Source organism: Bifidobacterium vespertilionis (assembly GCF_008698145.1).
GTDB classification, from domain to species: Bacteria; Actinomycetota; Actinomycetes; order Actinomycetales; family Bifidobacteriaceae; genus Bifidobacterium; species Bifidobacterium vespertilionis.
This window is the reverse complement of sequence record NZ_RZNZ01000003.1, coordinates 201,587-215,464: the sequence shown is the minus strand read 5'-3', so window position 1 is coordinate 215,464 and position 13,878 is coordinate 201,587. Positions and strand designations below refer to the sequence as shown.

The window sequence follows — 13,878 nt, the reverse complement described above, 5'->3', positions numbered from 1 at the left end:
CCCTCGCCTACGGACAGCCCACCGGGCTGTCCGCTTAACGGCTCAGTGCTCAGGATGACGAAAAGGAAGCTCAGGATGACGTGGGCCGACTGCTGTCATCCTGAGCGAAGCCGAAGGATCCTTGGTCTCCCGCACCGGCCCTTCCTGCGTCCCCGACCCATCGAACTGCAAGATCTGCCAGCAACTTCCCCCGCTTCCCTGTTTGCTGGCAGATCTTGTATCTGAGAGCCCCCCGGAAGCCCCCTCAGCTACAGAATCTGCCAGTAAACCGGAAACAGGAGCGACTTGCTGGCAGATCTTGCAATTCGACGGGGTAAGGGCGCGCGAGGACCGGGGGAGTGCGGCTCCGGCGTGGCAGCTCAATCAGATGGCCTTCGACACGCCGGTCAAATGCCGTCGCCGCAATGGGTAAATCGTTTTAGTCCCAATGTCCTCGGTGCCATGGTTTGCATTAAAGGTACACAGGTGTATCATCGTACTTAGGTACACGGCTGTACCACTTGGAAATAAGCCAAGAAGAAGCCGTACCGTTTCCAGAACGATCTGGAGAAAAGGTATAGGAAGGACACAAGGAACATGCGTACCGCAAAGAAGATCATGGCCGCGTCGGCCGCCGTTGCATCGATGTTCGCGTTCACGGCATGTGGCGAAAGCAACACGAATGCCACTCCGGGCGCCCAGCCCACGGACACCAACACCGCCGAAGCCAAGGGCGAGATCACGTTCTGGGGCTGGGACTCCGGCAACGCGATGGGCGACATCATCGCGGCATTCGAGAAGGCCAACCCCGGCATCACCGTGAACTTCAACAACACCGGCACCGCCGAGAAGACGTCCACGGCCCTGACGAACGCCATCTCCGCCGGCAAGGGCGCCCCGGACGTTGTGATGCTCGAGGATCCGACCGTCACCCAGTTCGCCGTGACCGGCGATCTGCTGGACCTCACGGCCTTCGGCGCGGACAAGTTGGCCGACGACTACGCCGCCGGCCCGTGGAACAAGCTGCAGTACAACAACGCTCCCTATGCGCTGCCCATTGATTCGGGCCCGGAGATGTTCTTCTACAACAAGGCCGTGTTCGACAAGGCCGGTGTGGACGGCGAATCCATCAAGACCTGGGACGACTACTACGAGGCGGCCAAGAAGATCCGCGCCACGGGCGCCTACATCACCAACATGGCCGGCACGTCCAACGACTACCAGCCGTTCACCGCCCAGGCTTGGCAGGCCGGCGCCCAGCCGTGGAAGGTCGACGGCACCAAGATCACCATCAACATGTCCAGCGATGCGGGCCTGAAGAAGTACACGGACTTCGTCCAGAAGCTCATCGACGAGGATCTGGTGGACACCAAGACCAGCAACTGGTCCGACGCCTGGAACCGCGGCCTCAACGACGGTTCCATCGCCTCGCTGACCATCGGCGCCTGGATGCCCACCAACCTCATCTCCGGCGCGCCCGATCAGGCCGGCAACTGGCGTGTGGCCCAGCTGCCGCAGTGGGAGTCCGGCAAGGAGGTCTCCGCCGAGGACGGCGGCTCCGCGCTCGCGGTGGTCAAATCCTCCGCCAGCCAGGCCGCGGCCTACAAGTTCATCGAGTACCTCACCCACGGCGACGGTGCCCAGCTCATGGCCGACACCGGCACCTTCCCGTCCCTGAAGAAGATCCTCTCGTCCTCCGCCTTCACCGATCCGAACAACGAGGCCAACAAGAAGACCAACGACTACTTTGGCGGCCAGAACGTGAATCAGGTCCTCGCCGAGGCCGCTCAGCGCCCCACCGAGAAGTTCCAGTACCTGCCGTACAACCCGTTTGCCCAGACCGCCTACGGTGATGAGGTCTCCAAGGCCTACACCAAGGAGATCACGCTGGCCGAGGCCATGAAGAACTACGCGAACAAGCTCGCCGAGCAGGGCAAGTCCCAGGGCTACGACGTCACCGTGGAGTGACGCGGGGATCAACATTCCGCGATAGTTCGAAATTCCGGTTTCACCATGCGAGGGCGGGGTCTGCATCCCCGCCCTCTCCATGACCCCGGCTGCCACCGGGGAGGATCCATCAGATCAAGCATCCAAGGAGAGTGTGAGGATTATGTCCCAACAAACCAGCGTCGCACGCGATCGAGGCGCCGACGCCATTCCGGTCAACAAACACAGGCGCGATTGGCGCGGATGGAAGTTCATGTGGCCGTTCGCCGTCATCTTCGTGCTGGTGTTCATCATCCCGATCGTCTACGCCGTTTACATCAGCTTCTTCAAGCGCAAACTCGCCCTCGGCAACCGCACGGTGTTCGTGGGATTCGACAACTACATCCGCCTGTTCCAGGACCAGCAGTTCTGGCAGGGCGTGGGACGCGTGGCCGCCTTCACCGTCATCCAGGTGCCGGTCATGCTCGTGCTTGCCGCGCTCATGGCGCTCGCACTGGATTCCATGAAGCTGCATGGCACCAAGTTCTTCCGCATCTCCACGTTCCTGCCCTACGCGGTGCCCGCCGTGGTCTCCACCATGATCTGGGGTTTCGTCTACGGCGCCAAATACGGCCTCGTCGGCTCCCTCAACGATCTGCTGGGCACCCACTTCGACGTGCTTGATCCAAGCGTGCTGCTGGTCGCCATCGGCAACATCAACACGTGGGAGTTCACCGGATACAACATGCTGATCTTCTACAGCGCGCTGTCCACCATCCCCCATTCGCTGTACGAGGCGGCCGCCATCGACGGCGCCACCGAATGGCAGATCGTCCGCAGGATCAAGATGCCCGAGCTCAGGGGATCGCTCGCCATCACCGTCATCTTCTCCATCGTCGGCTCCTTCCAGCTGTTCAACGAGCCGCAGATCCTGAAGACCATGGTCCCCGGCAACGCCATCAACACCTCGTACACGCCGAACATCTACGCGTACAACCTGAGTTTCACGGCCAACGATTCGAACTACGCCGCCGCGCTCGCCATCGTCATGGCCGTGATCACCATGATCATCGCCTACGCGGTGCAGCTCAAGAGCATGAAGGAGCAGATGAAGTGAGCAAGAACTACACGGCCGCGGACCTCAAGGCCATGGAGAGAAACGCCCGGAAGGCGGCGAAGGCCCAGGCCAAGCGCGTCGCCAGGGACGAGGCGGCCGAACGCAAGCGGTTCGCGAAGAATGGATTCTCCAACCCCGCCAACCCCACCCGCTCCCTGGGGCTGACGATCGTCTGCGCGATCTTCGCGATCTACTGCCTATTCCCGTTCTACTATCTGCTCGTCAACGCCACGAAGACCCAGTCGGAGTTCATGAGCAAGCTGTTCGGACTCGCCCCGGGCCACAATCCGTTCGCCACCCTGTGGGACAACATCGTCACCGTGTTCACCTACCAGAACGGCATCTTCGGCCGCTGGTTCCTCAACACGATCCTCTACGTGGTGGTGGGCGCGGGCGGCGCCACCTTCCTCGCGATCATGGGCGGCTACGCGCTCGCCAAGTTCCGGTTCCCGGGCCGCAAGCTCGTCTTCGCGATCATCATCGGCTCCATCTCCGTGCCGGGCATCGCGCTCGCCGTGCCGCAGTTCCTGCTGTTCGCCAAGCTCAACCTCACCCAGTCGCCGTGGGCCATGATCATCCCATCGCTGGTTTCCACGTTCGGTCTGTACCTGATGTGGATCTTCTCCGATCAGGCCGTCCCGGACGAGCTGCTTGAGGCCGCGCGCGTGGACGGGGCCGGCGAGTTCCGCACCTTCTTCCAGATCAGCCTGCCGCTGCTCGCACCCGGCATCGTCACCACCGCGCTGTTCACCATCGTGGCCACGTGGAACAACTACTTCCTGCCGTTGATCATGCTGACGGGAAGCCAGCAGTGGTATCCGCTGACGATCGGCCTCAACCAGTGGAACGATCAGGCGAACACCGCCGGTGGCCAGGCGATCCAGAACCTGGTCATCACCGGTTCCCTGATCACCATCATCCCGCTGGTCATCGCGTTCCTGCTGCTGCAGAAGTACTGGCAGTCCGGCCTTGCCGCCGGCGCCGTCAAGGAGTGAATCATGTCCCGCAATCCCAATCCGTCCGCAGCCCGTCGCGCATTCCGCTGGCCCATGCTTCTTACGCGGGACGGCTCGGGCATCGCGTACGGCGCCGACTACAATCCGGACCAGTGGCCGGAGGAAATCTGGGACGATGACATCCGCCTCATGCGCGAGGCCCATGTCAACGTCGTTTCCCTGGCCATCTTCTCCTGGGCGCGGCTTGAGCCGCGCGAAGGCGAATGGGACTTCGGCTGGCTCGATCGGATCATCGACAAGCTCGGCGGGGCCGGCATCGCGGTCGACCTCGCCTCGGCCACCGCGACCGCTCCCTATTGGCTGTATGAGAAGCATCCCGAGGTGCTGCCCCGCCGCGCCGACGGCACGGTGATCGGCCCCGGAACCCGTCAGTCCTGGAGACCCACCAGTCCCGTGTTCCGCCGCTATGCGCTCGAAACCTGCCGGAAGCTGGCCGAGCGCTACGGGACCAATCCCGCCGTCACCGCATGGCATGTGGGCAACGAATACGGCTGGAACAACGGCGAGGACTATTCCGAGGACGCGCTCGCGGCCTTCCGCCGGTGGTGCCGCGACTGCTACGGCACCATCGAGGCGGCGAACGAATCCTGGGGCACGTCGTTCTGGTCGCAGCACGTGAACGACTTCGACGAGATCCTCCTGCCCGGCAACGCGGGTGGCGGCGACGTGTTCCTGAACCCCGGCCTGCGGCTTGATTTCCGGCGCTTCTGCTCGGACGCCCTCAAGGATTTCTACCGCGCCGAACGCGATGCGATCGCATCGATCTGCCCGGACAAGCCGATCACCACGAACTTCATGGTCTCCACCGACCAGTGCAAGCTGGACTACTGGGACTGGTCGGCGGATGTGGACTTCGTGTCCAACGACCACTATTTCCACGAGGGCGACATGCATCTGGACGAGCTCGCCTGCTCCGATTCGCTGCTCACGGGATTCTCCCTGGGCAAGCCGTGGTGGCTGATGGAGCATTCCACCTCGGCGGTCAACTGGAAGCCGTACAACGCGCGCAAACGCCACGGCGAGCTGATTCGGGACGCAGTGGCCCACGTGGCCATGGGCGCTGACGCGATCTGCTTCTTCCAGTGGAGGCAGAGCCGGTTCGGAGGCGAGGCGTTCCATTCCGCCATGGTGCCGCATGCGGGTGAGGACACCCAGGTGTTCCGGGACGTATGCGAGTTGGGCGAGCTGCTCGCCAGCTTCTCCGAAGCCGGCGTGCCCGGCAGCCTGGTGAAGCCGTCCGATGTGGCCATCCTGTTCGACGCCGATGCGCAGTGGGCGGGGGAGAACCCCACGCTGCCTACCACGCGCATCAGCCACTGGCATGACGTGCGCGACTGGTACCGCGCGTTCCTGGACCGCGGGGTGCGCGCGGATGTGGTGCCGCTCAAATCCGACGCGTGGAGCCTGAACGGGTATGGGACCGTGGTGCTGCCCTCTCTGGTCATGCTGTCGGACGAATCGGTAGCCCGGTTGCGCGACTTCGTGGCCGCCGGCGGCACGGCGATCGTCAACTGGGCCACCGGTCTGGTGGACGACCGGTTCCATGTCGGCCTCGGCGGCTATCCGGGCGCCGGCAACGGTCTGCTGCGCGAGCTTGCCGGCGTGAGGGCGGAGGAGTTCAACATCCTCGCGCCCAATGACGGAGGGGACCCGCAGACCATCGGATTGTCCAATGGATGCACGGCATCCGTGTGCGCGAATGTGATCACGTCCGTGGCCGGATCGGCCTGCGTGCTCGCCTCCTACAAGGGCGATGAGGCGGCCGATTGGCAGATGGACGGCGTGCCGGCCGTGGTGCGCAACGCATATGGTGAAGGGCATGTCTACTACGTGGGCTGCGATCTGGCACGCGAGGATATTGCCCGTCTGCTTGCCGATTGCGAGCCGGACGACGGGCTTGGTCGATCCGTTGCCGGTGCGGATGCCGATGCGATCGATCCGGTGCTGCATGTTGTGCGCCGCGGCGCGGACGGAACGGAGTTCGACTTCCGATTCAATCGTATGGACTCCGACGTGGACACCATCATCAGCTCGGACAGCGAGATGGTGGCGGCCTACCGTTGCGATGCCGTCGATGGGACGGGATGCGAAGGCGGGACGGTTCGCGCGGTACTGCACCGCAACGGCGTTCTGGTCACCCGGCGGGGGAAATGATCGACCCTTGTGCGCTTCGTCCGTTCCTTCGTCCGCGCGAAGCGTACAATCGCACCGAAACGTCAATAGTAAAGGAGCGGCCATGAGCGAGACATCCCGTGCGGTGAAGCGTCGCGTGACTTTGCGTGATGTGGCGCAGGCGGCGGACGTTTCGCTCAAGACCGCGTCCAATGTGATCAACGGCAACGGGCGCATGAGCGAGGAGACCCGCCAGCGTGTGAAGGATGTCATCAGGGATCTCGGCTATCAGGTCAATGTGGCCGCACGAAACCTGAACCGCCACACCACAGGGTTCATCACGCTCGCCGTGCCGACCCTCACCGCGCCCTATCTGGCCGAGCTCGCCGATCGCGTGATCGGGGCCGCCCGCGCGCGCGACTATGCGGTCTACGTCACCACCTATGCGGAGCTCAACCGCGGGGCGCAGCTGTTGCTGAGATCCTTCAACACCACGGTGAGCGACGGCATGATCCTGTCCATGTCCGAGGTGGAGAAGTTCCGTCCGGAGGATCTGCGCGTCGACTATCCACTGGTGTGCACAGGCGCCCGCACCACATGGGATGCGGCCGATCTCATCACGCCCGACGATGTGGATGCGGCCGCGCAGGCCACCCGCTTCCTGTTCGAGCATGGGTCGCGATCGATCGCCGCGGTGGGCGTGCGAACGCCGATCGACAGGTCGGCGCTGCTGGGGGCCGTGGAAGGCAATGCCGAACTGCGTCTGCGCGGCATACTGGAGGAATGCGACCGGCAAGGCCATCCGTTCGACACGCGTTTGGGCGGCTTCACCGGCTACAACTGGACGATCGGCTCCGGATTCCACGCCACGCAGGCGCTCATCGATTCCGGGGTGCCGTTCGACGGGGTGGTGGCCCTCAACGACCAGTTGGCCATCGGCGTGATTTCCGCGCTCAAGGTCAACGGGCTGTCCATTCCCGGTGATGTGCAGGTGATCGGCTTCGACAACATTGAGGAGGCCGCCTATCTGGAAACCCCGCTGACCACCATGGACTCGCGGCTCGAATGGCTGGCGCCCACGGCTGTAGACCGCATTCTTGAGCGGATCGGCGGCGGTGCGGACGAGCCGAAACTGCTCACCGAGCGTTCGCGCGTGATCGCCCGCGCCACCACGCGCGGCTAACGGAGCGCTGCGCACGGCTTAGCAACGTCATCCTGAGCGAAGCGCAGCGGAGTCGAAGGATCCTTCGTCATTTCGCATGAAGTCATTGGTGCACAAGGGGTTAAGGATCCTTCGCTTCGCTCAGGATGACGTGGGGGCTCCGCTCAGGATGACGTTGGTGGCCCGCTCGGGATGACGATCGCCGGGCATGCAAAACGGGCCGCTTCCGATTGGGGGAGCGGCCCGTTTGGTGAGAGTGTTAGTGAATCGCAGTCAGAGGCGATCAGGCGACGGCCTCGTGATCCTCGGCGTCGGCCTTGAGGGAGCCCTTCTCGCCGTTGGCGGAATCGTGCGCGATGGCGTGCTTGTCATCGTGGTTGCGCCACCAGCTGGAGAGCACCGAGCCGGAGATGTTGTGCCACACGGAGAAGAACGTGGACGGCACGGCGGCCAGCGGGGTGGCGGCGAAGGAGGTCAGAGCCAGAGTGGCGCCCAGAGCGGAGTCCTGCATGCCCACCTCGAAGGTGATGGCCTTCTGCTGGGCGTAGCGGAAGCCCTTCGGATACACCTTGTACATGAGCTTGGAGAAGCCGAAGCCCAGCGCGTAGCCGGAGAGGTTGTGGAGCATGACCACCGGGATGGCCATCAGGGTGGCGGCGGAGAACAGCTTGGGCTGGTTGGCGGCCACGACCACGCCGATGATCAGCAGGATGGCGACCTGGGAGACGATCGGCAGGGCCACGGTGACCTTTTCGATCTTCTTGCCGAAGACCATGTGGCAGACCACGCCGAGGGCGATCGGGAAGAGCACCACCTTGAGGGCGTTGATGAACAGGGACTGGGCCGGGACGGTCACGTACTGGGAGGCGAGCCACTGCATGAGCAACGGGATCATGAACGGGGCGCACAGCGTGGAGAGGATGCCGATGGAGACATCAAGCGCCACATCGCCGCGCGACAGGTAGCTCATCACGTTGGAGGAGGTGCCGGACGGGCAGCAGCCCACCAGGATCACGCCCACGGCGAGCGGGCCGTCGAGGCGGAAGATCCAGCACAGCAGCACGGCCACGAGCGGCATGATCACGAAGTGCGCGACGGTGCCGACGATGACCATGAGCGGCTGCTTGAGGATGCGGGCGAAATCGTCCAGCGACAGCGTCAGGCCCATGCCGAACAGCACGATGCCCAGCAGATAGCCGGTGTAGCTCTTCGCCCACACGCTGGTGGCGGGCACGAAGTAGTTGAACACGGCCCACGCGACCACGATCGCCGTGAACCATTTGGTTAGCCAGTCGGCGAAACCCTTGACCTTTTCCATTTGATTTCTTCTTCTTTCCTTGCCGCTGCGCGGGGTACGTACGCGAAGCACGCGCGGAGACACACAGACAAATAAAAGACCCCGCCATCTTTGAGGCAAGGGCCGTAAGGATTTTGTCCGTGAACCCTGCCTTTCGGTTGGCGGGGCACAGCTGAATTCAATGCCGATCAGTCCGCCAACGAAGTCGAAATAATCATTCGCGCGGACAGCAGCAGCGACTTGTGGTCGGTGGCGTTTCCGTTCATCGTGGCGGACCTCCTTTCGCATTACCCGCGTGTTGTGCACGCGGACGTTCGTTTCATCGGACCGCTGTGCGATCCGAACTGCTGCACACAATAGGGCCGTGTAAGGGGTCCGTAAGTGAAATGGCCACTATGTGAACGCGCGGGTTGCGGGGTGTCCGCTCCCCGCTGCCTGTTCTCCCGCGATGCGGCGCCGCCGGGTTCACACCAAGTGGTTCTCGTACGCGAACACCACCGCCTGCACGCGGTCGCGCGCGTTGATCTTCTGCAGCAGATGGGCCACATGGGTCTTCACCGTGGGCAGGGAGACGTACAGCTTGTCCGCGATCTCCTGATTGGACAGGCCGTGCGCGATCTCCACCAGCACCTCGCGCTCGCGGTCGGTGAGCAGTGCGAGCTCCGGATCCGTGTAGGACTGGGCGGGCCGGCCGGACTGCGGCGACTGCGCGAGCTGCGTGGGACGGGACGGATCGGGCTGCCCCGGCTGGGCCGGCGATCCGAAGCCGCCCTCCATCATCCTTTCGATGAGCCGCTTGGTGGCCGAGGGGGCGATGATCGCATTGCCGTTGTACACCGTGCGGATGGAGCTCAGCAGCGTCTCCGGCTCGGTATCCTTGAGCAGGAATCCGGAGGCTCCGGCGTTGATCGCGGCCATCACGTACTCGTCCAGATCGAAGGTGGTGAGGATGATCACGCGGATGCCCTCGTCCAGCGCGGTGATGCGTCCGGTCGCCTCGAGTCCGTCCATGCCGGGCATGCGCACGTCCATGAGCACCACGTCCGGCCTGGACCGTTCGGCCAGCGCCACGGCCTCAGCGCCGTCACGGGCCTGACCCACCACCTGCATGTCGGCCTGCGAATTGATCACCATGCCGAAGCCGGCGCGCACCAGCTCCTGATCGTCGGCGATGACCACCCTGATCGTCTGCGTTTCACTCATGGTTCCACTGTAGCCGGCTGAGGCTCCGAAGGCATCGGGGACACCCCCGACTGCGATTCCGATTGCGGCAGAGGTGTCCGGCGCGACAGCTGCTCGTCCAGCGAGGCGTTCGGCGTGAGCTTCATCGCGTCGATGCCACCCCTGTGCGCCTCGTCGGTGGAGCCGGTCTCGCGCAGCACGCCGAGCAGTTGTCGCATATGGGCCAGCGCCGTGCGGCCCTGTTTGCCGATCGCCGCGAACGCGTTGGAAATCGCCTCCGGGGAAGGTTGGGCGCCGGCCTGCTCGGCCTCGTCCAGCATGGCGATGCCCGCCGATGCCCGGTCGATCACGCCGTTGAGCGTTTCGGTCACCTCGGTCTGGATGGCCGCGCTGATCCGGTCGCGTTCCATGTTGGCGGCGAGCACCTTCTGCTTGTCCCGTTCGGCGCGCAGGGCCTCCTCGCGCATCTGCAGCACCAGCGCGTTGGATCCCCTGGACCGGGTCCACAGGCCCAATGCAATCGCGCCCATGCACATGATCGCCACAACCATTCCATAGCCCGCGCCGATGACCACGATTCTGATCACGTCGCCCGCCGTTTCGATGCCGGTGGCATATGCCAATCCGTATGCCGCGCCGCTGAACGCATCCGTGAGGAGCCAGATCATCCGGCTGACGCCGTAGGTGCTCACCGCCAGCTTCAACCCGCATAGCAGCGAATCGGCCAGCGCCATCAGAATGATCCATCGCCGCGAATCCTCACGCCCGTAGACGATCGCCGAATACAGCGCGACCAGCGCCAGCGCATTCACCGGTGTGATCGGCGTCAGCACGACGAGCTGGAAGACCGCGAACATCGCCATCGCCGTGGCGCATGCGACCGGGAAGCGTCGGCGCAAGGCCAGCGGCAGGGTCATCGTCGCCGTGATGAACAGCGATTCTGAGGAGCTGACCCACGAGCCCAGCACATTGGTCCCGGAGATCCCGGACCACAGGCAGAACGCGCACATGGCCAACGCGGCGGCCGCATCCATAAGCAGATAATGCCGTTCTGTCCAGTGCGACAGGCGTTCCACGAAGTTCGACCCCTCGTATGGGGATTCCTCCGAGACATCCCAGAATGGCCGGGATCGCAAGGCGGCCATGGCATCCTGAACGCGTGCCGCGGCCGGCCGGCCGGAGGGGGAGACGCCGTCCGCGGCGGCCTCGAACCCCTGCGCGACCCGTCCGTCCGGGCTGCTTTGCGTGAACGGGATCCACGCGCTCACCTCGTATCCGCCGCCGTCGCGCGGTCCGGCGCTCACCGTGCCGCCCACGGCCATGATGCGCTCATTCATGCCGATCAGTCCATATCCGGGCTTGTGGCCGTCCAGCGCGGCGGCCGCGCCCTGCCCGTCATCGTCCACGGTCAAATGCAGACCGGCGTCCATCCAGCGCTCGATCACCGTCACGTTGACGCCCGGGCCGGCGTATTTGCGCGCGTTGGTGAGTGCCTCCTGCACCAGCCGGTATGCGGCCACGCCGGCCTGATCGCCAAGCCGTTCGGGCTGCGGACGGCCGATCGACCGCCGGATGACCGAGCCGTTCGAGGCCGTGTCCAGCGTGGCGTCGGCGGCGGCGATCAGCGCGGTCAAGTCCCCGTACCCCGCATGCGCCGATCCGCCGAACACGCCCAGAAGGCGCTTCATGTCGTTGAGCGCGCGTTCGGACTCGTGCCGGATCGTCTCCATCGTGGAGCGGGCCACCGCGGGGTCGTGCGCGCCCGCGTACCGGCCGCCGTCGGACTGGATGATGATGATCGACAGGGTGTGCGCCACCACATCGTGCATGTCGCGTGCGATGCGCGCGCGCTCGGCCACCGCGGCGATCCGGCGCTCCTCGGCCTCGCTCGACTCCAGGGCGGCGTTGCGCTCCTGCATCAGCAGCACTGTGGCCCGGCGGGCGCGGTTCCAGAACGCGATGATCGTGATGCTGACGAGCAGCATCCAGGCCACGCCGATCGATATGGAGCCTTCGACCAGCAGCTTTTGCGCGCAGTCGCCGGTCAGGCCTGCGGTGTAGAGCGTGCCGCACGATTGCGAATATTGCCTCTCGGTTTCGTGCCCCAGTGCCTCCATAAGCGGACCGGCGTTCGGAGCCAGTGCTATGGCGATGCCGGCGAACGTGCCCAGTGCCAGTGCCAATGTCTCATATCGCCACGTGTCCGCCGCGTCGCCGTACATGAGCGCCGAGTACAGCATGAGCAGCGCCAGCAGATCGCCCGTCACCATGGCGGGGCCCGCGATGAGCTGCACGAACGCCGTGGCGGCGAACGCGAGCGCGGCGGTCTTGGGATGCGAGCGGCGGAACGCCACCGGAGCCGTCAGCAGGAACGTCCACGCGAAATCGGCCCGCCATGACCCCGAGCCGAACAGCAGGCCGGGTGCGCCGGTGTTGTTCTGCATGACCATGATCATGATCATGTACGCCGCCGCTGCCAGCAGGGTGTCGGCCGCCATCGGATGCGCGGCCATCCAGGCTCTGATCCGTCCCGTTCGTGCGTAGTTCGTCATGGAACACAAGGCTAATCGGCGTCTTGCGATCGCAACATCGTGCGCGGGGATGATTTGCGCCCGCCGCGGTTTGTCGTGCCGCGGTTTGTCGTGCCGTATGGGTGAGATGGATTCCAGAAAAACGCATACGCCCAAAGGAAAGGAACGACGCCGATGACGTTGCTTGCGCAGTATTACGTGCCCGGTCTGCATGTGGAGGATCATGCGATCGACGTGCCGCTGGATTGGACGGGCAAACAGCCCGGTGAGGCCTTCGATGGTGAGTCGCTGCGCCTGTTCTACCGCGTGGTGACCTCCCCGGAGCACGTGCACGATGATCTGCCTCTGCTCATCTACCTGCAGGGCGGTCCCGGCGGCGAGTCCCCGCGTCCGTGGGGCCCCACCAGCGACGGCTGGATGGAGGAGGCGCTCAAGCACTTCCGCATTGTGCTGCCCGACCAGCGCGGCACCGGCCGCTCCAACCATGTGGACGGCATCGTGATGCGTCGCATCGGCGATCCCCAGGCCCAGGCCGCGTACCTCAAGCACTTCCTGGCCGACTCGATCGTCAAGGACTTCGAGCACCTGCGCCGCACGGTGTTCTGCGGCCGCCAGTGGGTCACGCTGGGCCAGAGCTACGGCGGCTTCCTCACGCTCACCTACCTGTCCTTCTTCCCGGAGGGCGTGATCGCCAGCTTCACCGGCGGTGGCATCCCGCATGTGCCGGCCAACGCCACGGAGGTCTACCAGCACACCTTCCCGCGCATGGTGAAGAAGACCACGCAGTTCTACGAGCGCTACCCGCAGGACGTGGAGCGCGCGGCGGCGGTCGCGGACATCCTCGCGAACAACGAGGTGATTCTGCCCGGCGGCGACCAGCTCACCGTGGAGCGCTTCCAGATGCTCGGCTCCGACTTCGGCATGAAGCCCAGCTTCGAGCGCGTGCACTGGATCCTCGACTCCGCGTTCCTGGACGGCGATGGCTCGGCGTCCAAGGACTCGCCGCTGAGCGAGGAGTTCCTCTCCCGCGTGGAGGTCGCCACCTCGTCCCGGCCGCTCTACTGGCCGCTGCAGGAGTTCATCTACTGCGACGGCGAGATGGATGAGCCGATCCGCTGGGCCGCCCAGCGCGTGCGCGACACCAAGCCCGAATTCGCGCCCGACGCCCGCCCGCTCATGTTCACCGGCGAGGCGATGTTCCCGTGGATGTTCGACAAGGAGAAGGCGCTGCGCCCGTTCAAGCCCGCCATGGACATCCTCATGGAGGACACCTCCTGGGGCCGCATCTACGACGAGGACCAGCTCGCCCGCAACGAGGTCCCGCTTCAGGCCGGCGTGTACTTCGACGACCTGTACGTGGATTCCGGCATGCAGCTGGACACCCTCTCGCGCGTGGGCAACTCGCACTACCTGACCACCAACGAGTTCGAGCACGATGGCCTGCACGGCGCTGTGATGTTCAAGCGCCTGTACAACGAGGCGCTGAACCGCGGCGATCTCGAATCGCTGTTCTGATCGGCCGCTTAATCGTCAGCGGCATTCGGCAAGGTTCGGCA

Annotated in this window: 9 protein-coding genes; 6 read left to right on the top strand and 3 right to left on the bottom strand. The window is 64.6% G+C overall.

The features are described 5' to 3' along the window. The first annotated feature begins 576 nt into the window (after positions 1-576). From EMO90_RS03625 to EMO90_RS03605, 5 genes are all read left to right on the top strand, one after another. Entirely contained in the window at positions 577-1,947 is a 1,371-nt protein-coding gene (locus EMO90_RS03625) for an ABC transporter substrate-binding protein (RefSeq protein ID WP_150353124.1), read from the top strand. Positions 1,948-2,089: 142 nt separating this feature from the next. After that, complete coding sequence (locus tag EMO90_RS03620) at positions 2,090-3,022, top strand: carbohydrate ABC transporter permease (RefSeq protein ID WP_150353123.1); 933 nt, start codon at positions 2,090-2,092, stop codon at positions 3,020-3,022. A gap of 32 nt (positions 3,023-3,054) precedes the next feature. Then, entirely contained in the window at positions 3,055-4,017 is a 963-nt protein-coding gene (locus EMO90_RS03615) for a carbohydrate ABC transporter permease (RefSeq protein ID WP_150353156.1), read from the top strand. A 3-nt stretch (positions 4,018-4,020) separates the two neighbouring features. Further along, complete coding sequence (locus tag EMO90_RS03610; protein ID WP_150353122.1) at positions 4,021-6,192, top strand: beta-galactosidase; 2,172 nt, start codon at positions 4,021-4,023, stop codon at positions 6,190-6,192. A gap of 82 nt (positions 6,193-6,274) precedes the next feature. Beyond that, positions 6,275-7,333, top strand: coding sequence for a LacI family DNA-binding transcriptional regulator (locus EMO90_RS03605; RefSeq protein ID WP_150353121.1), 1,059 nt, complete (start codon positions 6,275-6,277; stop codon positions 7,331-7,333). Between the two features lie 262 nt (positions 7,334-7,595). On the opposite strand, the gene EMO90_RS03600 is transcribed toward EMO90_RS03605, so the two are convergent. From EMO90_RS03600 to EMO90_RS03590, 3 genes are all read right to left on the bottom strand, one after another. After that, on the bottom strand, positions 7,596-8,630 hold the full coding sequence (locus EMO90_RS03600) for a bile acid:sodium symporter family protein (RefSeq protein WP_150353120.1): 1,035 nt from the start codon (positions 8,628-8,630) through the stop codon (positions 7,596-7,598). Positions 8,631-9,074: 444 nt separating this feature from the next. After that, positions 9,075-9,812: a response regulator gene (locus tag EMO90_RS03595; protein WP_150353119.1), complete on the bottom strand. Its 738-nt coding sequence runs from the start codon at positions 9,810-9,812 to the stop codon at positions 9,075-9,077. Next, complete coding sequence (locus EMO90_RS03590) at positions 9,809-12,343, bottom strand: sensor histidine kinase (RefSeq protein ID WP_190971913.1); 2,535 nt, start codon at positions 12,341-12,343, stop codon at positions 9,809-9,811. Before EMO90_RS03590 ends, EMO90_RS03595 begins: the two co-directional genes overlap by 4 nt. A gap of 153 nt (positions 12,344-12,496) precedes the next feature. Between EMO90_RS03590 and EMO90_RS03585 the strand changes: the two genes are divergently transcribed. Further along, positions 12,497-13,837: an alpha/beta fold hydrolase gene (locus tag EMO90_RS03585; protein WP_150353117.1), complete on the top strand. Its 1,341-nt coding sequence runs from the start codon at positions 12,497-12,499 to the stop codon at positions 13,835-13,837. Positions 13,838-13,878: the final 41 nt, after the last annotated feature.